We start from the raw sequence: 24,850 nt of genomic DNA on the forward strand, positions 1-24,850 counted from the left end.
CTGTTCAACGTCCAGAACCTGAGCATCAAGGCCAGCGGCGGGGTGACGGCGCAACTGGGGCAGAACGACGCGCTCGCGGCCCTGGCGCAGCAGCCCGGCATGGCCTGGGTGAATCAACTGGCGAACGACCCGGCCTTCGCGAACAGCATCGAGTGGCAGCGGGTGCAGGAAGAGCACAAGAAGTGGGCCGAGAGTCAGACGAGCCTGGGGCCGGTGGCGTCGGTCATCGTCAGCGTGGTGGTGGGTGTAGCCACTGCGGGAGCGGGCTCGGCTGCCGTCGGAACGGCAACCACTGCCACGTCCACGGGGACCGGTATCGCCGGGGCGATGGGGCTTTCTGCAACGACCACCACCATCGCCTCGGCTGCGATGCAGGCGGGCATCACCGCGATTGCAAGCCAGGCAACGATCTCGTTCGTCAACAACGAGGGCAACCTCGGGAAGGTGTTCGATGAACTGGGCAGCAGCCAGAGCGTCAAGAACATCCTCACGGCGATGGTCACGGCGGGTGTCATCGAAGGGCTGAGTGTCGAAGGGGTGCTGCCGGACAACCTGCGCACGGCGACGAATGGCAAGGCGCTCTTTACGGACCAACTGCAGCGCCAGATGCTCAATGGCGTCGCCAGCTCGGTGGTTCGCAGTGCGATCAATGGCACGAGTCTGGAAGACGAGTTGGGCAGCGCAATTGCAACTGCGCTCCTGAACACTGTCGCAGCGCAAGGAGCCAACGCGATTGGAGACTTGAAGAAGGACGGGACTTTCAACGTGTATGGCCAGCAGGTTGCGCACGCCATTTTGGGTTGCGTTGTGGGTGCGGGCCGCGCTTCAGCGGGAACTGGCGGCGGCGGCAGTGCTGGATGCGCTGCAGGGGCCATTGGCGCGGTGGTGGGCGAACTGACGGCCAAGGCCGTGAACCCCACGGCCGATCCCAAGCTGGCCGAGCAGACACTTCAGGCCGCCAACCTCATGAGCGGCGTCATCGGTGCGTTGGTGGGCGGGAATGCGAGCGCGAGTTACATCGCAGCATCGGCGGGAGTCAACGCGGCTGAAAACAACTTCTTGAACCACGCGGACTGGCTGCAACTGAATACGCTGCGCATCAAGGCATCTTCTCCGGGCGGGCTGACTGCCACTGAAAGTGAACAGTTGATCGCTCTGGAACGCGCCGATCAACTCAGCGATGGCTTATTGGCCAAGGCACGCTCGGGGCAGCCCTTGAGCGCCGACGACAAGATCAATCTGGGCGTCTATCTGGACAGATATCGCCTGCTCAATGGCGATGCCGCTACGGTGCAGTTGCTGACCAATGGCAGCCCTACCGCCAATGCCAGCAACTACTCCTATCCCTACGGCGGCACCGATGAGCAGAAGCTGGCCTACATGCGCCAACTGCGCGAGAACGAGGGCCCCTTCAATGCCTACCTCGGACGTGACAAGTCGGCGAATGAGCAGAACTTCAACCAAGCGCTCATCAAGGCCGGGCAACCATTGAACGTCACGAACAACGAGGCGTCGCTGCCCACTTCAGTCGAAACTCACAAGTACGATGCATTGTTTGCGGCGTTGCAAAACAGTCCGATTTTGGCTGCAGGGACATACACCATTGGCACGGCAGCGGGAGCTGACAGCCAGAAGGTGGCAGTAGCAACACAGTTGGCAAGTCTGATCAGTGATTCGCTGGGCTCGTTCGTGGTGTCCCGAGTGGATATAACCCCGTCGCTAGGGCAGACCGTTCCCCCAGTTGTGAAAGGAGATGTCACCAGAGACGGCGCGATCAACATCTTGATGGCAGAACATGCCCCACAGGGGCAAATACCTCTAACACAAGCCGCGGCCGAAGCAATCATTCAGGCAACACAACCACCTAATACAAAAATTAGAGCGGCAGGTGCAGGCGCGCCTGGTTCTGATCTTATCTACGAAGGTAGTGTCGGTACTTCGGTTCAGGTGAAAACAGCCTCAAATCCGGATAATTTTGAATCAGCCGTCAAGGGAGACCTTAGATCGGTGCAACCGAGCCCAGTAATCGCAGTGCAGGTTCCAGAAGGAATAAGCTCAAATCAATTAATGGGAAAGCTGCTGAATAACTTCAAATCCTCCGAAACCACGGGGAAATTAATATTTGTGGTTGATCAGAATGGGAAAATTCTAATCCCTCTGCAACCATTTCCAGTCAAGGAGAAATAATGTCGAGTGACTATTACCTTTATGGGCGAGATACACTGGAATTGATCTATTTAGATCAGGGGCGTGGTGACGACTGGATGGACTGGAGTGCGGAGAGATTTGGTGGACCAGTGATGTTGTTGAATCTTTTGAGTCCAGGTGAAGATTCAAAAATCGTCTACCTATATCCGGAACATTTGAAAAAATTGTATTCCCGATTTGCGGGCGCCAACCCTTCGGGGGTGGAAATTGGAAAAAATAGTTGGTACGAGCGTAAATATCCACTTGCCGATTTCTTGAATCATGAAGGTGAAACCCGCCATGCTAGAAGCCCATATGTCAATCTATCCATGACTGACGAGGAGGCGGGATATCCACATCTCAAGAAATATCTGCCGGAAATATTTGACAAGGAAATAGTCGCCAAAATGGCGACTGACCCTTGGTTGGATATGCGTTTATTGGGAGAGGCGATAGGAAAAGGCCTTGTTAAGCCGAATCCTCATTGCAGCCCTCGGTGGACAGTCGATTGGCAAAATTATTGCGACGACTTGAGACTTAAAAAGTCTTCATGATGAGAAGCTTGGGAATTGGTCGACCGGCGAGCGGAATTCACTGTGAAACAGGTTAGCACTATCCGGCAATATGGAGGAACCCGGGCCAATTCTTAGACACCCGATGTGCCCGATTCAGGTCGTGCACAAACCCCAAAGACAGTGGCCGGTTCTGGTGGCACTCGCAGTGCGTTTCATGCCTGTGGCTGAGCTTGCCGAACAGCGGTGCGCGAGGATGCGCACAAGAAAGATTTTGAGGGAGAGAACTTGAAAATGAATCCGCGTGCCATCCTGGCCGGCGTGCTGTTGGGCGGTCCTTTGTGGGCGCACGCCCAAGTACCCAGCACCCCCCAATCGATCATCGAGCAGCAACGCCAGCAAGAACGTGAACGCGCCCTGCGCGAGCAGAACGAGCGCACTGTCGACCAGCGCGCGCAGGCCACACCCCCGGCGCCGGCGCAGCGCATCCCCGAATCCGAGTCCCCGTGCTTTCGCATCGACCGCGTGCTGCTGGCCGGCGAGCAGTCCGAGGCCTTCCAGTGGGCCGTCGCCGATCTCTCAGGCCCTGACGGCAACGATTCACCCATCGGCCGATGCCTGGGCACATCTGGGGTCAACGTGGTCTTGGCCCGCGCCCAGCAGGCCGTCATCGCCAGGGGCTGGGTCACCAGCCGCGTGCTCGCCGCGCCGCAGGATCTTTCTACCGGCACGCTGACCTTGTCGCTGGTGCCGGGCCGCATCGCCGCCATCCGCCTGACACCGGATTCGTCTTCCACACTGCTCGGCAGTTCCGCCTTGCTGGCCACCGCGATCCCCGCGCGCCCGGGCGATCTGCTGAACCTGCGCGACATCGAGCAAGGGCTGGAGAACCTCAAGCGCGCTCCCACCGCAGAGGCCGACATCCAGATCGAACCCTCAACCGCCCCCGGCGCAAAGCCCGGCGACAGCGACCTGGTCGTCAAGTACGTCCAGTCCAAGAAATGGCGCGTCACCCTGAGCCTGGACGACAGCGGCACCAAGGCCACGGGCCGCAACCAGGCCGGCGCCACCGTCTCGCTCGACAACCCCTTCGGCCTGAACGACCTGTTCTACGTCAGCGCCAACCACAGCATCAACAGCCATTTCCTCTCGGAGCCCAGCTACGGCACCGAAGGCCAGACCGCGCACTACTCGCTGCCGTTCGGCTACTGGATGCTGGGCTTCACCGCCTCCAACAGCCAGTACCACCAGAGCGTCGCCGGCCTGAACGGCGACATCGTCTACGCCGGCAAGACCAACAACGCCGAGGTCAAGCTCTCGCGTCTTGTCTACCGTGACCAGAGCCGCAAGACGACGGTGGCGCTCAAGGGCTTCAGGCGCGAGTCGCGCAACTTCATCGAAGACCAGGAGCTGGATGTGCAGCACCGCGTGGTTGGCGGCTGGGAACTGAGCTTGAACCACAAGGAGTTCATCGGCGAGGCCACGCTCGAAGGCACGCTGGCGTACAAGCGGGGCACCGGCGGCTTCGGCTCGCGCGCCGCGCCGGAAGAAGCGTTCGGCGAGGGCACCTCGCGCATGAAGCTCTTCACTGCCGATATCAGCCTGAACGCGCCGTTCAAGCTGGGCGAGCAGAAGCTGCGCTACTCGGGCCTGATCCGCGCGCAGTGGAACCGCACGCCGTTGACGCCGCAGGACCGCTTCGCCATCGGCGGGCGCTACACGGTGCGCGGCTTCGACGGCGAGACGAACCTCATGGGCGAGCGCGGCTGGCTCATCCGCAACGACATCGGCTGGGCCATGGGCCAGAGCGGCGCGGAGCTTTATGCGGGCATGGACTACGGCCATGTCGGTGGGCGTTCCACCATCGACACGTTGGGCCGCAGTCTGGCCGGCGCCGTCATCGGCGTGCGCGGGCAGTGGACCAAGCTCAGCTATGACTTATTCGTCGGCGCGCCGATCAGCAAGCCCGAGGGGTACCGCACCGCCAAAGTCACGCTGGGCTTCAATCTCAACGCCAGCTTCTGATTCAAAAATATGAGGGAAATCCGAATGCACCGTCCTATAGAAATAGTCCACCGATCAGCAGCAAAGCCAGCAATTGCACTGAAAAGAAGCCTCATGAAGGCGCTAACAGCTTTGCCCTTAGTCGCCGCACTTTGGGGCTGCGCTTCTCCAACACCTCGCGTTCCAATCGAGACGGTTCGTTCCAACTACCAGAATCAATTGGTCAAAGCGGGAGAACCCTTCGCCACGCTGAGCGGCTATCCCTACAGCCACTACAGCAATACGGCATGGGCTGCCTACGTTCCTTCTCGCGTCGACGGCACCGCCACGGGCATCAGACAGTTCGGAGGTGCCAGTGTCGGCCTCTACAGCCCTCAAGTCTCTCTTCTCAAACTCAAGATTCCGCCAGGGCGACACGACGTAATGGTCTCCGGCGGAAAGCTCACGGGTGAGCAGACTTTGCTCAAGAACATTGAATTCAAGGCTGGAGCGAGCTACGTGATCACCGAAAAGACAAGTGAAAAAGGAGAAAGGCTCGTGCTGATATCGGCCTACCACGCGGACGCACGGTTCTCCATCGATGAGAAGGAGCACTACCTCGTGGAGTCACCGGCTCTCGCCGTGGCCCCCTTGGGGAACTCAAAATGAAGAGGTTTTTCCTCCTGGTGCTGGCCTGCGTGCTTGCCGGTTGCACTGCCATGCCGTTGTACAGAAGTGTTGACGAACTCAAGGCCCGCGCGGAGCACCGTGTGACCCTCACGACGGAACGCGACTTCGTCCTGGTGTACCGCGACGTCGGGCGTCAAGCCCGCAGTGCGTCCGCGACCATCAACAAGATGTTGACCGGTGCCTCAAGCATCGATATGCGAGAAATTTCGGAGCTTGATCAAACCGGAGGTCAAGGCACCGTGACGATGATGCAGGGATATACAACGCGAATTGCCCACTACGAGATCACCAAGCTTTCGACGGGCGGTACCGAGGTGAAGGCTTGGTGGTCTCGCTTCAGCCCCGTCTCTATCGATTTCTTGAAATCCGCCGTGGAAGGCAAGGCGCCTACGGAGGGCACACCCCAGCCTTCCAAGTAGCTAGAACTCGGTGGCGTCCGACGAGTTCAGCGTGCCTCAATGCAAGCTTTTAAAGCGCCATACAAAAGTCACGGCCTGCGGCACAACGGGCTGAATGCACGACAAATCATCATCAAAGGGAGAACTCAAATTCTAAAAATACTCGCCACCTTGGCGGCGGCTGCATCGCTGGCTGCATGTGTCAGCCCTACGTCTTATCGCCCTGCCGGCGCTGAAGGCAACATCTTCGGCTACACCAGCAGCAAGCTCTCGGACCAGGTCTACCGCGTCCGATTCCAGGGCAGCGGCCGAACGCCCTACCGGTGGATAGATGCCTTCCTGCTCTACCGCAGCGCCGAGGTCGCGAAGGACGCCGGAGCACCAGCGTTCAAGATCATCGAAGGCAAGGTGGATGCTTCAACGGTGCTCTCAGGAGAAGACATCTTTGGCGGGGTCGATCCAGACGCCAAACTGACGGTCGTCGCGATGTCCAGGCGTCCAGAACCGGAAGGCGATGTCGTGCTCGGCAGCGCCGATGGTGAGGCGAACATGCGCCGCACAGCCGGCGCCATGCCGGTGTTCCGGATGCCCCGTCCACCGCTGCCGAAGGCGCCGGCGCCGGCGCCGATCTACATCTACACGCCCGGCTACGCAACGCCTGCGCTGCCTGACCGCTCCATCCTGATCGAGTTGCGCGCCGACCTCCAAGACAAGGGCGACAACATCTTCGAGACGGCAGAGGTATTGCAGAAGCTCGCGCCGCGCATCAAGCGCGCAGTGCCTACAACGCAGGCAACCCCAAGCGCGACAACGCCGACCCCGCTGTAAATGGGAGGAGAAAAAATTGACTACCCGTAAACACATCCTCTTCATCGCCGCCCTGCAGTAAGTGAACCCGAGCAGCCGGAGCCGGCGGCCCATGCCTGCAACGCCGTGATCCTGCATGGCTGAACCAAGCCATCCAGGATCAATTGCTGGCCCCCTACGAGTTCGTAGTGCTGTCGCACTCGGCCAACGTAGCTGGCGCGCCAACGCTGCGCATCGAAATCACGGACATATGGCCAATGCTGGCGGGCTTTACTGCCCATGCTGTGGGCGATGCAGTCGGCTACGCGGCAACGCTCCTGCGCGATGAACTGGTCACCAGCAAATTGGACAAGAACCCTGCAGTAAGCGGCTAGCGCTGTGCGGCAAGCAGCGCAGCGATCATTTGCAGCGCCGCCTCCGGCGTTGGCTCGATGTGAATCGAACAAGCCAGCATGAGATTCAGCGGCTGGCCGAAATCTTCGACTGCAATACCGGTGGCGCTCTCGCGCAGCACGCCGCCTTCGTCATGCGTGCAGGACAACGCTGCACGCGCACGATCCGCATAGCTGCCTTCAGGCACGCCGTAAGCCACGACCGGAATTCCCAAAGCCACGGCAGCGCCAACCTCGAACACCGTGCCCGAATCCGGCTCCAGGCCTCTGAAGGACGAGAGGTTCGCCACCACGCCGTCCGCGCTGCGAAGGCGCTGCATGTTGGCTTCGTAGATGCGCTTTTCCAGCGCGTCGGGCGTCTGCTGCTCTTCTTCGCCATCGGCGGGCAGCAGCGCTACCAGGCCCAGTACGTCGCAAGCGAGCGTGAGCCGCACGAAATGTGCCCTGGCATCGGGACGGAAGACGTCCGGGCCCGCGAGGTAGATCCTGGGACGCTTCGGCGTTTCGGGGGTCTGGTTCATCGCAGGAGCTTCGTCGATTTTCAAGCTGGGCTCAATATGCGACGAAGCACTGCATCGCCGCGCCTCACTGCGGCGGCAGCAACGAAGACGGCGGCTGCGGCGAAGGCACCGGCCGCGACCACAGCCAGGCCAGCACCACGGCCATGCATCCGATGGCCAGCACAGCCATCCACGTGCGATGTGCCGTGAACGACACGATGACCGCGCAGGCCGCCATGGTGACGGTCGCGCTCCACTTGGCGCGGCGGCTCACGGTGCGACCGTTCTCCCAGTTGCGCAGCAAGGGCCCGAACAGGCGGTGATTACGCAGCCACGCATGCAGGCGCGGCGAACTGCGCGCGGCCGCCCATGCGGCCATCAGGATGAACACGGTCGTCGGCATGCCCGGCAGTACCACGCCGATGAGCCCGAGGACCAGGCACAGCACCGCAAAGCAATGCAGCAGCACGCGTGCAAGCAAGGACAAAGGCTTGGGACCAGGGTTCAACGCAGCAACACTCTTTCTTCAAGGACCGGGGTGGCGAAGCAGACCGAATCAGCCCTTTCGCCAGTGCCCATTCTCACCAGCTTGCGGATGGCGCGTCGGCGGACCGGGCAGGAGCCACTCAGGCACGCACCTGACGCCTACAGTAGCGCGAACCACCGAAAGCCCCCATGCCCCGTCCCGTCCTCGAAGAAGCCCGCATCCACCCCGCCATTCGCGCCAAGGTGGCCGAGAGCCGCCAGACCATCGTTCGCGAGGTGATCGCGGCGGTGGCGGCGCACGACGTGGTCGTGGTCGGCATGGGCATCAACCCGCATCCGAAGCGGGCGCTACGGGCGCTCGATGCAATCCAGCAGCCGTGCAAATACCTCGAATACGGCAGCTACCTGAGCCGATGGCGCGACCGCAGTGCGCTCAAGATGTGGACGGGGTGGCCGACATTTCCGATGGTGTTCGTGAAGGGCATGCTGGTGGGCGGGGCTGCGGATTTGCAGAAGCTCATCGACAGTGGCGAGCTCAAGGGCCTTCTTGTTCGGACCGCCGACGACGCAACGCTTTCGCGCTGATCGAGCGCGGCGCGCGCTCCGCGCTTTCGCAGGATCAGGCAAGAACCCTGTTCGATCCATCTACCGCTGCCGACCCCATCGCCGCGAAACTTCTCTGCATGCCCGGCGCACCCTTCGCGCCGTGGTCCCGCAACCCGCACGAGGAGTTTCATATGAGCGCAATCCAGGAAAAAGTCGTCCTCATCACCGGCGCGAGCAGCGGCATCGGCGAAGCAGCCGCGCGGCTGCTGGCGCGGCGCGGGGCCAGCGTGGTGCTGGGTGCGCGGCGCACCGAGCGGCTCGAAGCCCTTGCGGCGGAGATCAACGCCACGGGCGGCAGCGCGAGCTTTCAGCATCTCGATGTGACGCATCGGCCCAGCATGGAAAACTTTGCCGAGTTCGCCTTCGACACGCACGGCCAGATCGACGTGCTGGTCAATGCGGCGGGCGTGATGCCGATGTCGCCGCTGTGGAACCGCAAGATCGAGGAGTGGGAACTCATGATCGACGTGAACCTGCGCGGCGTGCTGCTTGGCATTGCCGCGGTACTGCCGACGATGCAGCTGCAGGGCTGGGGCCACATCGTGAATGTGGCGCCTGTCGCGGTGCAGGGCCTGTCGCCGGAGTCGGCGGTGTACCACGGCACGCAGTACGCGGTGAACGCGATTTCCGAAGGGCTTCGGCAGGAGCACGAAGGCCGCCTGCACGTCACGCTGCTGAGCCCCGATGTGACAGGGCTCGCCGATCCGCTGTCCGAACGCATCGCCGCAAGCTACACCTTCGAGCGCATGCACACGCGGCGGCGGCTTGCCGCGCCGGCCGACCACGTGGCGCGGGCGATTGCCGGCGCCATCGAAGGCTACGGCGTCACGATGCCGATGCGCGCAGCTGCCAGGTCCAAGCCAGCCGCGCACGCGTGGTGACAGGCAGAGGCAGCCAAGGCCCGGCCCGGTCCGGTCCGCGTCAGTAGGTCTTGTACGGCAGGAACTTGCCCGACAGCACCACGTTGACGCGGTCGCCCTTCGGGTCGGCCTGGCGCTGGATGTCCATGCTGAAGTCGATCGCGCTCATGATGCCGTCGCCGAACTCTTCGTGGATCAGTTCCTTGATGGTGGTGCCGTACACGCTCACGATTTCGTACCAGCGGTAGATCAGCGGATCGGTCGGCACGGGCGTGGCCAGCGAGCCCTTGTAGGGCACGACCTGGAGCCACTTCTGCTCTTCGACGGTGAGGCCGAAGATCTTGCCCACGACCTTGGCCTGCTTGTCGTCGAGCGTCATCTGGCCGAGGCACGCGGCGGTGGTCCATTCCTTGGACTGGCCGACCTTCCTGGCCACGTCGGCCCATTGGATGCCCTTGGACACCTTCACGGTGATGATCTTCTCGGTGACGTCGTTGCGGTTCATGCGGGTTTGCTCCTGATTGAAATCGAGACTGAAAGGTCACGACGCCTTGGCGCGCGTGACGAGGAAATCGACGATGTGGTTGCGCAGCGCGTAGTAGCCGTCCAGGTGGTGCAGCGAGGCGCGCGTGCGCTCACGCGGCAACGGGTTGACCACGGTCTCGGCGATGTTCCCGGCGCGGTAGCCGCCGCCGGGCTGGTCTGCGCCGTTGGTCATCAGCAGGATGCGGTCGGCCAGCAGGATGGCCTCGTCCACGTCGTGCGTGATCATGAAGACCGTCTGCTGGGTCTGGCGCACGATGGCCATCAGCTCGTCCTGGATGGTGCCGCGCGTGAGCGCATCCAGCGCGCCGAAGGGCTCGTCCAGCAGCAGCATCTTGGGCTGGATGGCAAAGGCGCGCGCAATGCCCACGCGCTGCTTCATGCCGCCCGAGAGCTTCGAGGGCTTCTTGTCGATGGCCGCCTGCAGACCCACCATCTCCACGAAGCGCTCGACCTGTTTGTCGACATGGCCGGCCGACCAGTCGGGCCATCGCGAGGACACGGCAAAGGCGATGTTCTTGCGCACGGTGAGCCAGGGCATCAGCGCGTGGCTCTGAAAGACCACGCCGCGCTCCAGGCTCGGGCCGGCCACCTCGCGGCCATCCATGAACACATGGCCCGCACTGGCCTGGTCCAGGCCCGCCAGCACGTTGAGGATCGTCGTCTTGCCGCAGCCCGAGTGGCCGATGATGCAGACGAACTCGCCGCGGTCCAGCGTGAAGGACACGTCGGCGAACACGGGCCGCGAGGGCACGAAGGCCTTGGCAAGCCCCTCGATGCGCAGGAAACCGCTGATGGCGGGCGGGGGGGTGGTAGCGGGGGTCATGAGAGGAGCGCCTTGTGCCAATCGATCACTCCACATAGGTCACCTTCCGCTGCAGGCCGGCAAAGGCCTGGTCGAGCAGCATGCCCACGACGCCGATCACCAGGATCGCGAAGATCACATTGGTGAGCGAGAGGTTGTTCCACTCGTTCCACACGAAGTAGCCGATGCCGGTGCCGCCCACGAGCATCTCGGCCGCCACGATGACAAGCCACGCGATGCTCATGCTGATGCGCATGCCGGTGAGGATGGTGGGCGCGGCCGCCGGCAGGATGACGCGGAACGCGCGGCGCAGCGGCTTGACCTCGAGCGTGCTCGCCACGTTGAGCCACTCGCGCTTGACCGAGGCCACGCCGAAGGCGGTGTTCAGCAGCATCGGCCACACCGAGCAGATGAAGATCACGAAGATGCCGCTGACCGACGAGTCCTTGATGGTGTAGAGCGCCAGCGGCATCCACGCGAGCGGCGAGATCGGCTTGAGCACCTGGATGAACGGATCGAAGGCCTTGTGCAGCAGCGGCGACATGCCGATGACGAAACCCAGCGGCACCGCCACCACGCAGGCCAGCAGAAAGCCCAGCCCCACGCGGGCGAGCGAATAGGCCAGCTGGATCGCAATGCCTTTGTCGTTCGGCCCGTTGTCGTAGAACGGGTTCGACAGGTGCTTCCACGCGGTGGCGCCCATCTGGGCCGGCGTGGGAAAGCCCGAGCTCTTGACCTGGCCCTCCTGGCCTTGCGTGGGGTCCTTGCCGAGCATCTTCTGGTACTCGATCTGCTCGGCGGTCATGCCGGCCGTGGCGGCTACGGTGGCTGGCGGCGCCGTAGCAAGCTGCCACACGCCGATGAGCAACAGGAACATCAGCAACGACACCAGGGCCGCCTTCATCGACAGCGTTTGCTTCTTGCCCATGGCTCAGGCCATCTTGCTGATGGCGAAGCTCTTGACGTAGTCGTCGGGCTTCGCGGGGTCGAACACCTTGCCCATGATGGTGAACTTGGGGTACGCGCCATCGGGCACGCTCTGGCCGAGTTCCTTCATGCGCTTCTTGGCGTCGGTCAGCAGGAACACCTTCTCGGCGATCTGCTTGTAGTTGACGTCGCCCTTCACATAGCCCCAGCGCTTCATCTGCGTGAGCATCCACACCGCCATCGACTGCCAGGGAATCGGGTCGAAGTCGGCGCGGTCCGGCACGGTGCGGATGTTGCCCAGGCCGTCGGCGAACTTGCCGGTGAGCACCTGGGTGATCACGGTCTCGGGCTGGTTCAGGTACTGGGCGGGCGCGATCACCTTGGCGATGAGCTCGCGGTTCTTCGGCTCGCGCGCCATGGCCGAAGCAGTGAGCACTGCCCGCACGAGCGCGGCGAAGGTGTTGGGATGCTTCTCGATGAACTCGCTCGAGGTGCCGAAGGCGCAGCAGGGGTGGCCGTTCCACAGGTCGCGCGTCAGCAGGTGCAGGAAGCCGATTTCCTCGAACACGGCGCGCTGGTTGAACGGGTCGGGGCCGAGGTAGCCGTCGATGTTGCCGGCACGCAGGTTGGCCACCATCTCGGGCGGCGGCACTACGCGGATCTGGATGTCGGTGTCGGGGTTCAGGCCCGCTTCGGCCACGTAGTAGCGCAGCAAAAAGTTGTGCATGCTGTACTCGAAGGGCACGGCGAACTTCATGCCCTTCCACATCTTCGGATCGCGCTTGTCCTTGTGCTTGTTGGCCAGCGTGATGGCCTGGCCGTTGGTGTTCTGGATGGTCGCGACGTTCATCGCCACCGGGTTGGAGCCCGCGCCCATCGAAATGGCGAGCGGCATCGGCGACAGGAAGTGCGTGGCGTCGTATTCCTTGTTGAGCATCTTGTCGCGGATGAGCGCCCAGCCCGCGGTCTTGACCACGTCCACGTTGAGCCCCTGCTTCTGATAGAAGCCCAGCGGGTGCGCCATGATCAGCGGCGTGGCGCAGGTGATGGGGATGAAGCCGATCTTGAGATTGGTTTTTTCGAGCGGCGCCTTGTCCTGTGCCATGGCCTGCAGCGCGCCCAGCGGCAGCACCGACGCGATGGCGGCGCGCGCGGTGTTGGCGCCCACGGCGCGCAGGAAGTTGCGGCGCAGGCTGTCGTTCGGGAACAGCGCCTTCATGAGGCTGGCTTCGAGCTTGTCGTCGGGGCCGACGTCGATCTCCGGGCCGCCGCCGTGGTTGCGGCCGCAGGCGCAACGCATGCTCAGGGGCCGGTCGGCGTCGTAGAGATCGCAGGCGGTCGAATCGGATGGGCTGGACATGGTGGTGCACCTCGGTGAAAAGATGCTTGCCACGATGCAAGGCCCGGGCCGGATGCGCGGGCCAAAGGCCTTCGGCGCTCAGATCGTGCCGCTGTTGTCGAGGGCTTGTAGGGCTGGCACTACAAGACGGCCGCCGCTGGCTCCCATTTCAGGCCGCGGGGGCCGCCTTGCCGTGGCGTTCGGCATACAGCGCGAGTTCCACGTCGTTCTTGGTGCCGGTCTTCTCGAGGATGCGCGCGCGGTAGGTGCTGACGGTGTTGGGCGCGAGGCCCAGCTGTGCACCGATTTCGCTCACGCTGTGCCCGGCGCTGAGCAGGCGGTAGACCTGGTGCTCGCGGTGCGAGAGCTGTTCGGCGCCCTGCCCCGCGTTGCGCCCCACGGCAGCGGCCAGCGCCTCCGCCGTGGCGGCTGAGACATACAGGCCGCCTGCCGCCACCTTGCGCACCGCGCTCACCATGTCGTCGGCATCGGCGCTCTTGTTCAGGTAGCCGGAGGCGCCGAGCTTGATGCAACGCACCGCGTACTGCTTCTCGGGGTAGGTGCTGAGCATCAGCACCGGCAGCGTGGGCCATTCCTTGCGCAGGGCCTGCAGCACGTCGAGGCCGTCACGGCCGGGCAGTGCGATGTCGAGCAGCACCACGTCCAGCCCCTGCGGGCCGTGGAGCTGCTGCACCGCTGCGAGCACCTCGGGGCCGGTCTGCGCTTCCGCGCGCACGCTCATCGAGGGCAGGCCGTTGGAGGGGTCGCCCAGCATCTGCTTGAGGCCCTCGCGCACGATGCGGTGGTCGTCGCCGATGAGCACGCGGATGTCGTTCATCTCAGGCATCGGCAGGCAATGGCAAGTGCAGGCAGAAGGTGCTGCCCTTGCCCACCTGGCTATCGATATCGATGCGCCCGCCAAAATGGCGCGCCCGCTCCCGCATGCCGAGCACGCCGTAGGAGGTGGAGGCCTCGAAGGCCTGCGCCGGTGCGCCCACGCCGTCGTCGCGCACGCGGATGCTCAGTTGCTGTGCCTCAAGGCCGATGCGGATATCCAGGCTGTGCGCCTTCGCGTGGCGACCGACATTGCTGAGCATCTCCTGGAAGATGCGGAACACCGCAATGGCCGCGGGCTCGGGCAGCTCCACGCCCGCCGGCACGTCGAAGTGCCACTCGAGCGCCAGCTCGGCCGACTGGACGAACTCGTGCGCCTGCCATTCGAGCGCGGCCCACAGGCCCTGGTGGTCGAGGATGCTGGGACGCAGGTCGGTGATGATGCGGCCCACGTTGTCGACGGCGCGCTCGATCAGTTGGCTCATGTTGCCGCACTTGCAGCGCATCTGGTCGCGCATGGATTGCGCCGCATCGGGCGTGCGCTCCTGCTGCTCGCCCAGGCGCTTGCCGATCCAGTTCACGTCCATCTTGAGCGCGACCAGCAGGCTGCCGAGTTCGTCGTGCACCTCGCGCGCGATGCGGGTGCGCTCGTCTTCGCGCACCTTGTCGAGCCATGCGGAGAGTTCGCGCAACTGCACGAGCGCGTCGCTGAGTTCGCGGGTGCGCTCCTGCACGCGCAGGCCCAGTTCGTCCTTGGCCTGCTGCAGCGCCTGGGCGTGGCGGCGGCGCTCGGTGATATCGACGAAGGTGATGACGGCGCCGCGCACCTGCGTGCCGTCCATGATCGGGTGGCTCGAATACTCCACCGCGAAGGCGGTGCGGTCGCGGCGCCAGAACACCTCGGTGTCGATGCGGCACGGCAGGCCGCGCCTGAAGGCGTTGAAGATCGGGCAGTCGGTGTCGGCGTAGTGAGCGCCGTCGGGGTGCGAGTGGTGCGTGAGCTCGTGCATGTTCGAGCCAATCACGTCGCGCGCCTCGTGGCCCAGCATCTGCGCGCCGGCCCGGTTGATGAACATGCAGTGGCCGTCCAGGTCGATGCCGAAGATGCCCTCGCCGGTGGACTCCAGCAGCAGCCCCAGTTGGTGCTGCCAGAGCGGATGGCTGGCGGTGGGGTTCAGGACGGGGGTTTCCATGCACCAAAAGCAAGCAACAAACGTTCCCGATGTTTTGCTCCCTCCCCCTCTGGGGGAGGGCCGGGGTGGGGGCACACGGCCTAGAAGAAAGCACTGCGCCTGCTCGAAGGCCTGCCCCCATCCCAACCTTCCCCCAGCGGGGGAAGGGGCAAGACCGGTCAGCGGTCCCAGCGAAACTGGCGCTCCGACTCCGCAATCGGCTGGTCGTTGATGCTCGCGTAGCGCTTCTGCATCAGGCCGTTCTCGGCGAACTCCCAGTTCTCGTTGCCATGGCTGCGGAACCACTGGCCCGCGGCGTCGTGCCATTCGTACTCGAAGCGCACCGCGATGCGGTTGTCCATGAAGGCCCAGAGCGTCTTCTTCAAGCGGTAGTCGTGCTCGCGCTCCCACTTGCGGGTGAGGAAGGCCACCACCTCTTCGCGGCCGTTGACGAAGTCGGCGCGGTTGCGCCATTCGGTGTCGGGCGTGTAGGCCAGGCTCACCCGGACCGGGTCGCGGGTGTTCCAGGCGTCTTCGGCGGCCTGGACTTTGCGGGTGGCGGTCTCGAGGGTGAAGGGCGGCAGCGGCGGGCGAGATTCCATGAAGGTCTTTCGTTGAAGTGGAAGCAAAGGCAAGCGAGGCGGACGGCCGGAATGTGCCACACGTAGACAGACCTGTCTACATGCCTACAATCGCGGCATGGACATCTACGCCATTCCCGACCTTGCGGCATTCCCCGCGCGCGACCGCATCCTGCTCACGGCACACGACCTCTTCTACGCCGACGGCATCCGCGCCACCGGCATCGACCGCGTGATCGCCGCCTCGGGCGTCACCAAGGTCACCTTCTACCGGCACTTCCCCTCGAAAGACGACCTGGTGCGCGCCTTTCTCGATCATCGGCACGGCCGCTGGATGGCGTGGTTCGTCGACGCATTGGGCCGGCGCGGCGCGCAGCAACGCATCGGCGACGGGCGAGCCCTGCTGGTGCTGGCCGACGCCATGGCCGAGTGGTTCGCCGATCCGGTGTTCCGCGGCTGTGCCTTCATCAACTCGGTGGTGGAAGTGGGTGCCAGCGTGGCTGGCGCAGCCGACATTGCGCGCGAACACAAACGCGAGATGGTCGAGGTGATCGCCGGCCTGCTGCCCGACGTGCCGCAGCGCATGGCCATCGCGCAGGCCGCCGGGCTGGGGGTCGACGGCGCCATCATCAAGGCGCAGATGGGCGATGCGGCACTGGCACGCGAAGCGGTCGGCGACCTGCGCCGGCTGCTCGAAGCCCTGGTCGCCAGCTTGCCGGCGGCCGCGATTCGCTAACATCGCTCGCCCACCCCAAGACACTGCATGGCATCGACCCGACTCCCCTCGACACAGGGCCTGCAGGCCTTCGAGGCGGTCGCACGGCTGCGCAGCGTGAACCTGGCGGCCGAAGAGCTCAGCGTGACACCCAGCGCGGTGAGCCATCGCATCCGGCAGCTCGAAACGCAGCTGGAACTCAAGCTCTTCACAGGCAACGACTTCAGCCTCGGCGCCGACGGCGTGGCCTACCTGGCCCGCGTGCGCGAAGCCATCGCGGCGCTGCAGCAGGTGCCGGGCCGCGAGCCCGCGTCGCAGATCCGGCGGCTGCGCGTGGCGGTCACGCCCACCTTCTCTCGCCAGATGCTGCTGCCGCGCCTCGCGCAGTTTCGCGATGCCTACCCGACCATCGAGCTGATGCTGCAGGTGACCATGCCGGTGCGCAACATGACGGCCGAGGAGGCCGACCTGGAGCTGCGCTTCGGCACCGGGCCCTTTCACGACCGCGAGTTCTGCCAGCTGCTGGCCGACGAGGTGGCGCCGGCCTGCAGCCCCGCGTACCTGCAGCGCCACGGGCCCTTCGACGGTTTCGCGACCGATGCGGAGGTCTCGCGCGTGCAACTGCTGCGCACGCCGCTCGAATCGTGGCGCACCTGGTTCAAGGCGCGCGGCATCGGCCTGCCGGAGCCCGCCACCGGCCATCAGTTCAACGACCTGGGCCTGGCGCTCGATGCGGCGGCCGAAGACTTCGGCGTGGTGCTGATGCACCTGAAGCTGGGCAGCGCCTGGCTGGAGAGCGGGCGCCTCGTGCGGCTTTCGGCAGAGAGCGTGCCTTCGCCCAATGCGTACTTCCTGTGCTGGCGGCCCGGGGCGATGGAGCGCTGGGAGTGTGCGACCTTCGTCGAATGGCTGCGGCAGGCGCTGCGCGACTGACTGATCAGCCAAGCGACTGAACGATCGACTGAATTCTTTTCAGGTCGCCCCCGGGTACTTTTCAGATCGTCGGCGCTTTGCCCGCCCACACTCGACCGGGGCGGCGCCTGCCCATAATGGCCCGCCCGCCGCTTCGCCGGATCCGCTTGCGCGAACGAACACACAAGACCATTCAGGAGACTCCCCGTGGCCGACCTTTCCAAGATCACCAACATCGAAGACCTGCGGGTGATCGCCAAGCGGCGCGTGCCGAAGATGTTCTACGACTACGCCGACTCCGGCGCGTGGACCGAAGGCACCTACCGCGCCAACGAGAGCGACTTCCAGAAGATCAAGCTGCGCCAGCGCGTGGCGGTGAACATGGAGGGCCGCTCCACCCGCAGCACCATGGTCGGCCAGGAGGTGGCCATGCCCGTGGCCATCGCGCCCACCGGTCTCACCGGCATGCAGCACGCCGATGGCGAGATCCTCGGTGCCCGCGCGGCCAAGGCCTTCGGCATTCCGTTCACGCTGTCGACCATGAGCATCTGTTCGCTCGAAGACATCGCCGAGAACACCGACCGCCATCCCTTCTGGTTCCAGCTCTACGTGATGAAGGACCGTGACTTCATCGAGCGCCTGATCGAACGCGCCAAGGCCGCCAACGTCACGGCGCTGCAGCTCACGCTCGACCTGCAGATCCTCGGCCAGCGCCACAAGGACATCAAGAACGGCCTCACCGCGCCGCCCAAGCCCACGATCAGGAACCTCATCAACCTCGCGACCAAGCCGCGCTGGTGCATGGGCATGCTGGGCACCAAGCGCCGCACCTTCGGCAACATCGCGGGCCATGCGAAGGGCGTGAAGGACCTGTCGTCGCTCTCGTCGTGGACGGCCGAGCAATTCGACCCCGCGCTGAGCTGGGCCGACGTGGAGTGGATCAAGAAGCTCTGGGGCGGCAAGCTCATCCTCAAGGGCATCATGGACGTGGAAGACGCGCGCCTTGCAGCCAGCAGCGGTGCCGATGCGCTCATCGTGTCGAACCACGGCGGCCGTCAGCTCGACGGCGCGCCCTCTTCCATCGCCGCGCTGCCGGCCATCGTGGAGGCCGTGGGCAGCGAGATCGAGGTGTGGATGGATGGCGGCATCCGCAGCGGGCAGGACGTGCTCAAGGCCCGCGCGCTAGGCGCAAGAGGCACGCTGATCGGCCGCAGCTTCCTGTACGGCCTGGGCGCCCACGGCCAGGAAGGCGTGACGCGCGCGCTGCAGATCATCCACAAGGAACTGGACATCACCATGGCCTTCTGCGGCCATACGAAGATCGACACGGTCGACTCCAGCATCCTGCTGCCGGGCACCTTCTGAAGAGAAAAAGACGGGGCCTGCAAGGCCACGTCGACGGCAGGTGGAGGAGGTGCCTGCTGACACGCGCGGCGTGCGTGCGTGCGGGACAGAATGTTGCAGGGACAACAACATAGCCGCCCCGCATGGCGGCCTCGTCGGACAACCTGGCCGAGTGGTTCGACTTCTACGTTTACGCGTTCTCGGCGCTCTATTTCGCGCCGGCTTTCTTCCCAAATTCGGACCCCACCGCGGTCGTCGCGCTGCTGCTGCATGAAACGCAGATCGTCGCAGCTCGTAACGAAGATGACCTACTCACCCAAGTAATTGGGCACTCGGTTTCCAGCAAGCGGACCCTTCGGGGTCCGCTTTCATTGCAGCTCGAATATCCGATCCATCGAGCACGCTGCCGTGGTGCACGTAGCCTACGCAGTTGAAGAGACCGTCGAGCGCAGGCAGTTTGGCCGCCAGCGCGGCAATCGCGTCCGCGCTACGCACGTCAAGCACCGCCGTGCGGATTCCGGTGGAGGCATGCGCCAGCTTGTCGAGAAGCCCGACGTTGATGTCGGTCGCGATCACCTGCGCGCCTTCGCGTGCGCAGGCCAGCGCGGTGGCAAGGCCGATGCCCTGCGCCGCTGCGGTGACGAGGATCGTCTTGTTCTGGAGTCTGTTTGAAGTCATCTGTTCATTGCGTCACGTCGGCGTGACATCGCGTTCTTCGCCATTGATACGCACCCGCACCGGCTTCTTGTCGCGCGCCTTGTCCGCGACGATTTCATAGGAGGTGACGACCCCGTCCTTCCACACGCAGCTCACGCGGTAGCCGCCACGCGCGCGCAGGCCGTTGAATGCGCCGGCTTTCTTCCAGTCGCCGGGACAGGCGGGCAGCAGCACGATCACGCCTTCGTGGCTTTGCAACAGCATCTCGGTCAGCGCACCCGAGATGCCGAAGTTGCCGTCCATCTGGAACGGCGGGTGGTTGCAGAACAGGTTCTGCAGCGTGTTGTAGGTCAGGAGGCCGCGCAGCATGGTCTGCGCGCGCCCGGCATCGCCCAGCCGCGCGAACAGGGCACAGCGCCAGGGCTAGGTCCACGAACGGCGGCTGTCGCCCGTCACCATCGAGGCGGTGAAAGGCTGGTTGGCCACTTCGCCGCAGCGGGCCTTCAGCGACACCAGCGCGGCGGCTGCGAAGGCGGGCGTCTTGGCGGGCGTGATCTGGCGCCCCGGATACACCGCGAACAGGTGCGAGGTGTGGCGGTGGATGTCCTTGGGATCGTCGATGTCCTCCTGCCATTCCTGCAGCTGGCCCCACTTGCCGATCTTGTTCGGGGCGAGCCTGGCCTGCATGTCCGCCACCACCGACTGGTAGTCCGTGTCGATGTTCAACGTGCGGGCCGCATCCAGGTAGTTCTGGAACAGATCCCAGATGATCTACTGGTCGTACATCACGCCGTCTTCGGTCGGTCCGTGTTCCGGCGACCAGCCGTTGGGCGAGACGAAACGCCAGCGCTCGGCGAAAGCCCGTCCGAAATGATGCAGGCCCGCGCGATGCTCGAAGGCTCGGTGGTCACGCTGGCCTCGGCCCGCGTCACGCCCCAGCATCTGGAGCGTGTGAAGGCATCGCTGGAAAGCATGCGCAAGGACGGGCTCAACGGTCGCACACAGATCGAGAACGACCGGCGCTTTCACATCGCCATTGCCGAGATGACGGGAAACTCGGTGCTCGTGCGGCTGATCGGGGAGCTCTTCGATGGTCGGCACAGCCCGATCTCCTCTCGCATGAGCGCACGCACCGAAGATTCGCAGGCGTGGAAGGCTGCGTTCGTCGAGCACGAGGCGATCTACCGCGCGCTGGAGGCGCGGGATCCCCAGGCCGCGGTGGCGGCGATGTTGCATCACCTGAGCGCATCGCATGCGCGGTGGACCGCGGAAGCCACACCGGCCTCCGTCGACTGAGCGACCGGTGCAGGCAGGCGCTGCAAGTGCTGGGGTGTGCGGCCGATCCGGCCGCGCCAGTTCAGGGCGCGCGCGCAGGCACGCGGCTCTCGAGCGCAGGCGCTTGCCACTCAGGCCTGATGTGGCAGCCGTTCTTGCCGTCGGTGTCGTAGCGCGGCGCGAGCGATGCGCAGCGTTGCGCCAGGCTCTGGGGCGTGGGCTTCTCGCCCTTTTCGATCCAGTCCATCAGCGCACCGAAGAGCGCGGGGTATTCCGAATCGCTCAGGTAGCTGTGCTCGCGCTCGGCGCTGAAGCTCTGCACCAGATTGCCTCCGGTGCCGGCCGCGTCGCGGATGCGGCGGTAGGCGTTCTCCAGTTCGACGAAAGCGGTCGGGTCGTCGATGGCATGCAGGCCCACCGTGGGCAGCGAGGTGCGGCCGGTCGGCTGGCTGTCGGCCGCCAGCGCGCCCTTGGCCTGCGGGTCGGCCGCGTAGCGCAGCACGCCGGCGTTGAGCGCCGCATCGTCGGCCGAGCCGCTGTAGACCACGCCGATGTTGCCGAAGGGGTTGCGGCCGCCCAGGCGCTTTTGCACCAGGTCCTGGAAGAGCCATGTCGCCCAGTTCAGATGGCCGACGAGCGAGCGCTCCTGGATCTTCACGACCGACAGAATCGTCTGGAGCCGCGCGGCCTGCTCGGGCGTGCGCTGCGCGGGGGGCATGCCGACGCCGGTGCATTCCCTGACGCGCGCGGCGAGCTCGGCGCGGGTGAGCTTCGAATCGGCCGGCAGGCCCATCCACAGCGGGTACTGCGGCTCGTCCGGACGCGGATGGTTGCGGCAGACGTACTGGTAGACCACGCGCAGATCGAGCCGGAAGTCGTAGTTGCTGTTGCCGCCGCCGATCACGCCGCTGGTGAGCAGCAAGCCGTCATACGGGCTCTTTGCATCGCCGACGGGCGCATAGAGCTCGGCCGCTTTCGCCGCCACGCCCCCGCCGTAGCTCTGGCCATGCAGCAGCGTGCGCTTGGGCTGGCCGAAGTGGCGCACGAAGATACGGCGCAGCCGCTCGGTGTCTTCGGCCGCCATCGTCACGCCGTAGCCGCCGCGCCGGTAGGTGGAGCCGGCCCACGCATAGCCGGCCTTCACGGTGATGGCCCAGCGCTTCAGGTCTTCCTCGCTGCGCTCCAGCTTGGGCGGCCCGGTCTCGGGGCCGCCGTGGGCATGCATCACGAGCACGCCGCGGTTCCAGTCCTTGGGAATCGCGATCCAGTAGAAGGCGCCCTCGCCGTCTTCACCGGTGTAGCAGCGCGCGGCCTCGGGCACGGGCGCCGGGCAGGTCGCGGGCTTCGGTGCGGTGGCGGATGCCGCGTGCGCGGAAAGCAGGGGCGCGGTGCCCAGCAGCGCGAACGCGGCCAGCGTGGCGAGATGTTTTTTCAATGTCGTACTCCGAGTTCCAGCGCCGCGTTCGCTCCTGCCGTGGAGACGAAACCGAGGACGCCGCTGTTGAAGATGAAATTGCCCGGCCGGCCGGCATCGGCCTGCACCACGCCCACGGTGGGCGTGTCGTAGCTCAATGATGCCGCCGCGCCGCCCAGGTTGAAGCCGCTGCCCGACACCGTGGCTTCGCGGCTCTCGCCCTTGACGCTGGCCATGGCGTAGCTGCCGTCGGCCGCGCCCGGCAGCAGGCTCTGCTGCAGTCCGAACATGCGCAGGCCCGCATTGGCGGCCGACTCGCGCACCAGGTGCAGCGGCACCGGACTGCCGTTGACGAGACCGATCACCATCGAGCCCGTGACCACGCCCCCCTCAGTCACGGCATTGCCGCTCGCGTCGGTGGTGTGCACATCGAAGGCATTGCGTGCCGCGTTGTAGGTGATGTAGCCCTTCTCGGGACTGTTGCAACTGGCGAGGTAAGGCACGAAGCCCACGACCGGATCGCGGCAGTATTGGAATGTGCCCGCATTGCGCAGCTTCACGGCGAACGCCTGCGCCGTCGTGGTCACTTTGCCCACCATGCTCGCCGTGTCCTGCAGCACTCCCACCACGTTGCCTTCGAACGCGACCGGATTGAAAGTCGTGGGCTTGGCCGCGTTTTCGAAGGTGTTCTGGAACGCAAGCAGCGGCGCGAAACTACCGCCGACGGGCGCATTCACACCGCCCAGCAGCACGCCGCCCGGTGCGAAGCTGAAGACCGCCCCGCTCTCATCGCTCGCATAGCTGCAGCTGCCCTGCGACACCAGCGTGCCGCTGCGCTGCGTGCCCACGGCGCGCTGCAGGCTGGCATCGACGGTCACGGTGTAGGCCATGGCCGCGGGGTCGATCTGCACCCGGAGTTCTTCGCCGAAGCTGTTGCCGCCCTTGTAGCTGGTCAACGACGCGGGCAGGTTCGGGCACGCCAGCGGGTCGCCCACCTCGGTCACGCAGCTGTAGTTGACGGCGGCGTCCAGGCTGCCGCTGCCGCGGTACTTGGGCCACGACGGAAACTGGCACAGCGGACGCGTACGGCCGTAGGTGCCGGCCACCGCATCGACCGCCACGCCGGTGGCGGGCGCCAGGCCGCCTTCCACCCAGCCTTCGAGCGCGGCGAGCGAATCCCAGTTGGGAATGAAGCTGCCCGTGCCGTGGCCCATGCCGGGCACGGTGTAGAAGCGCACATGCTGGTCGACCGCGGCCTGGCCCACGGTGGCGACGAGCTGCCGGTAGTAGTCGATGGTCGAGTTGGGGCTGATCACCTCGTCGGCCAGGCCGTGCAGCATGATGAGCCGGCCGCCGCGCGCGAAGAACGGTGCAAGGTTCGGGTTGGTCGCATCGGTCAGCATCGAAACCTCCGTCACCCGCGCGGCATAGCTGCCCGGGTCCAGCGGATCGAAGCCCAGCGAGTCGAAGGTGGGAATGCGCGTGACGAAGTACTTCACCCACTGGTCGCCGGTGACGTACATGTTGGCATCGGCCGAGGTGGCCGGGTTCGCTGGCACCGGGCGCGTGCCGAGGTCGCGCGTGGTGTACGGGCCCGCCACCAGCGCGCCTTCGAGGATGTTGTAGCCGCCCGCGCGCTTCACGCCGTTGGCGAGCGCGTAGGTCATGAATTCCAGCGGCGACTCGATGGTGCGCACCGTGGCCAGTTGCGCATCGGACAGGCAGGTGTTGCCCGTGTCCGCGCCGCCGTTGCAGCGCAGCGAGTCCAGGATCTGCGTGTTCAGCAGCCGGCAGCTTTCCACGTTGCTCACGATGTTGTCGACCGCGCCGTCCAGCTTGTCGCACGCCTGCATGGCGGTGCGCTGCACCAGCAGCGTCTTGGCAACGTTCATCCACCCCGCGCCGCCGTTGGCGTAGAGCGCCCGGCCCACCGCCACGTTCGACAGCCGCGTGCCGGTGTAGTTGAGCGCGGGCTCGTTGGCGATCACGCCGTCGTAGTCCTCGGGCCAGCGCTGGATGTAGCCGAGCGCATCGCGCCCGCCGGTGGAGGTGCCCAGGAACCAGGCATGCCTGGGCTTGACCGCGTAGCGCGCGAACACCAGCGCCTGCGCCACGTCGCGTGTTTTCTTGAGCGCATTGCCGCCATAGTTGGCCAGCTGCTCGTCGTTGGCCGCAAAGCGCCCGTCGGTGATGCTGCTGGACTGGTGGCCCGAGTCGTCGCCGTAGGTGGCATAGCCGAGCGCCAGCGGCGCGGGCTTGCCGGCGGGGCCGAAGCGGATGACCTCGGTGCCGTCGATGAGCACGCCGTCGAAGCCGCCGCCGCCGAAGTGGATGGTCTTCTGGTTCCACTTCTCGGGCAGGTTGACCGCGAAGTTGATGAGCTGCGACGCCGGGTCCACGGGCTGGATGGTGCCGCGCACGCGGCAGTAGTCGCCCAGCTGGTTGCCGGCATCGCCTGCGGCCACGGGCGTGGCGCTGGTGACGGTGGCGCCCTGCGTCGGCAGGCTGATCAGCGAGGCGGGCAGGCTCTTGCCGGCGAGGTCCGCGCAGGCGATAACCGGCACCACGGGCGGGGGTGGCGGGTTGTCGGGTGGGTTGTCGGGTGGGTTGTCGCCCGGGCCGCCGCTGGCCGGAGGGGTGTTCGGCACGACCGGGAAAAAGCCGGCGCCGCCGCCCCCTCCTCCGCCTCCGCCGCAAGCGGCGAGAACCAGCGACAGCAGCGATGCAGCAATCGCGGGGCCGAGCGAACGTACGGCACGAGGGCCGATGTCCATCTTCGAAATCGGGCGGGGGCACAGTGTGCGCATGCGTTTGTCTCCGGCATGCGGCCTCGAAGGACCGCTTTTTTGGGTGGGCGGCCGGACGATAGGTGCCGAGTGACCTAGGGTCAAATAAAATAAAAGCCTGTATT

At 65.1% G+C, this 24,850-nt stretch carries 25 protein-coding genes and 2 pseudogenes; 13 read left to right on the forward strand and 14 right to left on the reverse strand.

The annotated features are described in order from the left end of the window. From ABIC90_RS08595 to ABIC90_RS08625, 7 genes are all read left to right on the forward strand, one after another. A partial coding sequence (locus ABIC90_RS08595) for a DUF637 domain-containing protein (protein WP_354353678.1) occupies positions 1 to 2,187 on the forward strand: 2,187 nt, incomplete at its 5' end. Then, complete coding sequence (locus ABIC90_RS08600; protein ID WP_354353679.1) at positions 2,187 to 2,741, forward strand: hypothetical protein; 555 nt, start codon at positions 2,187 to 2,189, stop codon at positions 2,739 to 2,741. The genes ABIC90_RS08595 and ABIC90_RS08600, both read left to right, overlap by 1 nt. Before the next feature lie 252 nt (positions 2,742 to 2,993). After that, positions 2,994 to 4,724: a ShlB/FhaC/HecB family hemolysin secretion/activation protein gene (locus ABIC90_RS08605; protein WP_354353680.1), complete on the forward strand. Its 1,731-nt coding sequence runs from the start codon at positions 2,994 to 2,996 to the stop codon at positions 4,722 to 4,724. Positions 4,725 to 4,817: 93 nt separating this feature from the next. Further along, the gene (locus ABIC90_RS08610; protein WP_354353681.1) at positions 4,818 to 5,351 is read left to right on the forward strand and encodes a hypothetical protein; all 534 of its coding nucleotides are present in this window, start codon (positions 4,818 to 4,820) and stop codon (positions 5,349 to 5,351) included. Continuing rightward, on the forward strand, positions 5,348 to 5,791 hold the full coding sequence (locus tag ABIC90_RS08615) for a hypothetical protein (RefSeq protein ID WP_354353683.1): 444 nt from the start codon (positions 5,348 to 5,350) through the stop codon (positions 5,789 to 5,791). The genes ABIC90_RS08610 and ABIC90_RS08615 overlap by 4 nt, the downstream gene beginning before the upstream one ends. A 39-nt stretch (positions 5,792 to 5,830) precedes the next feature. After that, a complete protein-coding gene (locus tag ABIC90_RS08620; protein WP_354353684.1) occupies positions 5,831 to 6,598 on the forward strand; it encodes a CC0125/CC1285 family lipoprotein in 768 nt (255 codons plus the stop codon). Between the two features lie 143 nt (positions 6,599 to 6,741). Then, positions 6,742 to 6,951 carry a hypothetical protein gene (locus tag ABIC90_RS08625; protein ID WP_354353685.1) on the forward strand — a complete coding sequence of 70 codons (210 nt, stop codon included), beginning with the start codon at positions 6,742 to 6,744 and terminating at the stop codon, positions 6,949 to 6,951. On the opposite strand, the gene ABIC90_RS08630 is transcribed toward ABIC90_RS08625, so the two are convergent. Then, positions 6,948 to 7,490 carry a nucleoside 2-deoxyribosyltransferase gene (locus tag ABIC90_RS08630; protein WP_354353686.1) on the reverse strand — a complete coding sequence of 181 codons (543 nt, stop codon included), beginning with the start codon at positions 7,488 to 7,490 and terminating at the stop codon, positions 6,948 to 6,950. The two genes, ABIC90_RS08625 and ABIC90_RS08630, sit on opposite strands and share 4 nt — an antisense overlap. 64 nt (positions 7,491 to 7,554) lie before the next feature. Next, positions 7,555 to 7,977: a YbaN family protein gene (locus tag ABIC90_RS08635; protein ID WP_436318184.1), complete on the reverse strand. Its 423-nt coding sequence runs from the start codon at positions 7,975 to 7,977 to the stop codon at positions 7,555 to 7,557. A 167-nt stretch (positions 7,978 to 8,144) separates the two neighbouring features. On the opposite strand from ABIC90_RS08635, the gene ABIC90_RS08640 reads away from it, so the two are divergent. Together ABIC90_RS08640 and ABIC90_RS08645 are read left to right on the forward strand one after the other, a co-directional pair. After that, positions 8,145 to 8,540 carry a glutaredoxin gene (locus ABIC90_RS08640; protein ID WP_354353688.1) on the forward strand — a complete coding sequence of 132 codons (396 nt, stop codon included), beginning with the start codon at positions 8,145 to 8,147 and terminating at the stop codon, positions 8,538 to 8,540. A 152-nt stretch (positions 8,541 to 8,692) separates the two neighbouring features. Next, positions 8,693 to 9,442, forward strand: coding sequence for an SDR family oxidoreductase (locus ABIC90_RS08645; protein WP_354353689.1), 750 nt, complete (start codon positions 8,693 to 8,695; stop codon positions 9,440 to 9,442). A 40-nt stretch (positions 9,443 to 9,482) separates the two neighbouring features. On the opposite strand, the gene cynS is transcribed toward ABIC90_RS08645, so the two are convergent. From cynS to ABIC90_RS08680, 7 genes are all read right to left on the reverse strand, one after another. Next, positions 9,483 to 9,926: a cyanase gene (cynS, locus tag ABIC90_RS08650; protein WP_354353690.1), complete on the reverse strand. Its 444-nt coding sequence runs from the start codon at positions 9,924 to 9,926 to the stop codon at positions 9,483 to 9,485. Between the two features lie 36 nt (positions 9,927 to 9,962). Continuing rightward, positions 9,963 to 10,790: an ABC transporter ATP-binding protein gene (locus tag ABIC90_RS08655; protein WP_354353691.1), complete on the reverse strand. Its 828-nt coding sequence runs from the start codon at positions 10,788 to 10,790 to the stop codon at positions 9,963 to 9,965. A 25-nt stretch (positions 10,791 to 10,815) separates the two neighbouring features. Further along, entirely contained in the window at positions 10,816 to 11,697 is an 882-nt protein-coding gene (ntrB, locus tag ABIC90_RS08660; protein ID WP_354353692.1) for a nitrate ABC transporter permease, read from the reverse strand. A 3-nt stretch (positions 11,698 to 11,700) separates the two neighbouring features. After that, positions 11,701 to 13,056, reverse strand: coding sequence for a CmpA/NrtA family ABC transporter substrate-binding protein (locus ABIC90_RS08665; RefSeq protein ID WP_354353694.1), 1,356 nt, complete (start codon positions 13,054 to 13,056; stop codon positions 11,701 to 11,703). A gap of 148 nt (positions 13,057 to 13,204) precedes the next feature. Beyond that, entirely contained in the window at positions 13,205 to 13,873 is a 669-nt protein-coding gene (locus ABIC90_RS08670; protein ID WP_354353695.1) for a response regulator transcription factor, read from the reverse strand. 1 nt (position 13,874) lies between these two features. Continuing rightward, on the reverse strand, positions 13,875 to 15,062 hold the full coding sequence (locus ABIC90_RS08675) for a sensor histidine kinase (protein ID WP_354353696.1): 1,188 nt from the start codon (positions 15,060 to 15,062) through the stop codon (positions 13,875 to 13,877). A gap of 158 nt (positions 15,063 to 15,220) precedes the next feature. Then, positions 15,221 to 15,643, reverse strand: coding sequence for a nuclear transport factor 2 family protein (locus ABIC90_RS08680; protein WP_354353697.1), 423 nt, complete (start codon positions 15,641 to 15,643; stop codon positions 15,221 to 15,223). A 97-nt stretch (positions 15,644 to 15,740) separates the two neighbouring features. Between ABIC90_RS08680 and ABIC90_RS08685 the strand changes: the two genes are divergently transcribed. From ABIC90_RS08685 to ABIC90_RS08695, 3 genes are all read left to right on the forward strand, one after another. Next, positions 15,741 to 16,358, forward strand: a complete 618-nt coding sequence (locus ABIC90_RS08685) for a TetR/AcrR family transcriptional regulator (protein ID WP_354353698.1) — start codon at positions 15,741 to 15,743, stop codon at positions 16,356 to 16,358. Between the two features lie 27 nt (positions 16,359 to 16,385). Beyond that, a complete protein-coding gene (locus ABIC90_RS08690) occupies positions 16,386 to 17,270 on the forward strand; it encodes a LysR substrate-binding domain-containing protein (protein ID WP_354353699.1) in 885 nt (294 codons plus the stop codon). Between the two features lie 186 nt (positions 17,271 to 17,456). Next, positions 17,457 to 18,614: an alpha-hydroxy acid oxidase gene (locus ABIC90_RS08695; protein ID WP_354353700.1), complete on the forward strand. Its 1,158-nt coding sequence runs from the start codon at positions 17,457 to 17,459 to the stop codon at positions 18,612 to 18,614. 372 nt (positions 18,615 to 18,986) lie between these two features. On the opposite strand, the pseudogene ABIC90_RS08700 reads toward ABIC90_RS08695, so the two are convergent. The 3 genes and pseudogenes from ABIC90_RS08700 to ABIC90_RS27385 all read right to left on the reverse strand — a co-directional run. Then, positions 18,987 to 19,271 (reverse strand): annotated as a pseudogene (locus ABIC90_RS08700) (SDR family NAD(P)-dependent oxidoreductase); the annotation flags it as partial. A gap of 12 nt (positions 19,272 to 19,283) precedes the next feature. Next, a complete protein-coding gene (locus tag ABIC90_RS08705) occupies positions 19,284 to 19,514 on the reverse strand; it encodes a glycoside hydrolase family 95-like protein (protein ID WP_436318189.1) in 231 nt (76 codons plus the stop codon). Between the two features lie 6 nt (positions 19,515 to 19,520). Next, a pseudogene (locus ABIC90_RS27385) lies at positions 19,521 to 20,021 on the reverse strand (glycosyl hydrolase family 95 catalytic domain-containing protein); the annotation flags it as partial. 99 nt (positions 20,022 to 20,120) lie between these two features. Here ABIC90_RS27385 and ABIC90_RS08715 point away from each other — a divergent pair. Beyond that, positions 20,121 to 20,546 carry a FadR/GntR family transcriptional regulator gene (locus tag ABIC90_RS08715; protein ID WP_354353704.1) on the forward strand — a complete coding sequence of 142 codons (426 nt, stop codon included), beginning with the start codon at positions 20,121 to 20,123 and terminating at the stop codon, positions 20,544 to 20,546. Between the two features lie 61 nt (positions 20,547 to 20,607). Here the strand turns inward: ABIC90_RS08715 and ABIC90_RS08720 are convergent, their stop codons facing one another. Beyond that, the gene (locus tag ABIC90_RS08720; protein WP_354353705.1) at positions 20,608 to 21,960 is read right to left on the reverse strand and encodes an alpha/beta hydrolase family protein; all 1,353 of its coding nucleotides are present in this window, start codon (positions 21,958 to 21,960) and stop codon (positions 20,608 to 20,610) included. After that, a complete protein-coding gene (locus ABIC90_RS08725) occupies positions 21,957 to 24,746 on the reverse strand; it encodes a tannase/feruloyl esterase family alpha/beta hydrolase (protein ID WP_354353706.1) in 2,790 nt (929 codons plus the stop codon). Before ABIC90_RS08725 ends, ABIC90_RS08720 begins: the two co-directional genes overlap by 4 nt. Positions 24,747 to 24,850: the final 104 nt, after the last annotated feature.

The sequence above is a fragment of the Variovorax boronicumulans genome (assembly GCF_040544675.1).
Lineage (GTDB): Bacteria > Pseudomonadota > Gammaproteobacteria > Burkholderiales > Burkholderiaceae_C > Variovorax > Variovorax boronicumulans_D.

Excerpts from the sequence above, each read along its gene's own strand:
- ABIC90_RS08685 (WP_354353698.1), top strand. The coding sequence starts at position 15,741 with ATGGACATCTACGCCATTCCCGACCTTGCGGCATTCCCCGCGCGCGAC.
- ABIC90_RS08675 (WP_354353696.1), bottom strand. The coding sequence starts at position 15,062 with ATGGAAACCCCCGTCCTGAACCCCACCGCCAGCCATCCGCTCTGGCAG.
- ABIC90_RS08610 (WP_354353681.1), top strand. The coding sequence starts at position 4,818 with ATGAAGGCGCTAACAGCTTTGCCCTTAGTCGCCGCACTTTGGGGCTGC.
- ABIC90_RS08645 (WP_354353689.1), top strand. The coding sequence starts at position 8,693 with ATGAGCGCAATCCAGGAAAAAGTCGTCCTCATCACCGGCGCGAGCAGC.
- ABIC90_RS08630 (WP_354353686.1), bottom strand. The coding sequence starts at position 7,490 with ATGAACCAGACCCCCGAAACGCCGAAGCGTCCCAGGATCTACCTCGCG.
- ABIC90_RS08725 (WP_354353706.1), bottom strand. The coding sequence starts at position 24,746 with ATGCGCACACTGTGCCCCCGCCCGATTTCGAAGATGGACATCGGCCCT.
- ABIC90_RS08670 (WP_354353695.1), bottom strand. The coding sequence starts at position 13,873 with ATGAACGACATCCGCGTGCTCATCGGCGACGACCACCGCATCGTGCGC.
- ntrB (WP_354353692.1), bottom strand. The coding sequence starts at position 11,697 with ATGGGCAAGAAGCAAACGCTGTCGATGAAGGCGGCCCTGGTGTCGTTG.
- ABIC90_RS08615 (WP_354353683.1), top strand. The coding sequence starts at position 5,348 with ATGAAGAGGTTTTTCCTCCTGGTGCTGGCCTGCGTGCTTGCCGGTTGC.
- ABIC90_RS08665 (WP_354353694.1), bottom strand. The coding sequence starts at position 13,056 with ATGTCCAGCCCATCCGATTCGACCGCCTGCGATCTCTACGACGCCGAC.
- ABIC90_RS08655 (WP_354353691.1), bottom strand. The coding sequence starts at position 10,790 with ATGACCCCCGCTACCACCCCCCCGCCCGCCATCAGCGGTTTCCTGCGC.
- ABIC90_RS08705 (WP_436318189.1), bottom strand. The coding sequence starts at position 19,514 with ATGCTGTTGCAAAGCCACGAAGGCGTGATCGTGCTGCTGCCCGCCTGT.
- ABIC90_RS08605 (WP_354353680.1), top strand. The coding sequence starts at position 2,994 with ATGAATCCGCGTGCCATCCTGGCCGGCGTGCTGTTGGGCGGTCCTTTG.
- ABIC90_RS08640 (WP_354353688.1), top strand. The coding sequence starts at position 8,145 with ATGCCCCGTCCCGTCCTCGAAGAAGCCCGCATCCACCCCGCCATTCGC.
- cynS (WP_354353690.1), bottom strand. The coding sequence starts at position 9,926 with ATGAACCGCAACGACGTCACCGAGAAGATCATCACCGTGAAGGTGTCC.
- ABIC90_RS08620 (WP_354353684.1), top strand. The coding sequence starts at position 5,831 with ATGCAAGCTTTTAAAGCGCCATACAAAAGTCACGGCCTGCGGCACAAC.
- ABIC90_RS08680 (WP_354353697.1), bottom strand. The coding sequence starts at position 15,643 with ATGGAATCTCGCCCGCCGCTGCCGCCCTTCACCCTCGAGACCGCCACC.
- ABIC90_RS08715 (WP_354353704.1), top strand. The coding sequence starts at position 20,121 with ATGATGCAGGCCCGCGCGATGCTCGAAGGCTCGGTGGTCACGCTGGCC.
- ABIC90_RS08600 (WP_354353679.1), top strand. The coding sequence starts at position 2,187 with ATGTCGAGTGACTATTACCTTTATGGGCGAGATACACTGGAATTGATC.
- ABIC90_RS08690 (WP_354353699.1), top strand. The coding sequence starts at position 16,386 with ATGGCATCGACCCGACTCCCCTCGACACAGGGCCTGCAGGCCTTCGAG.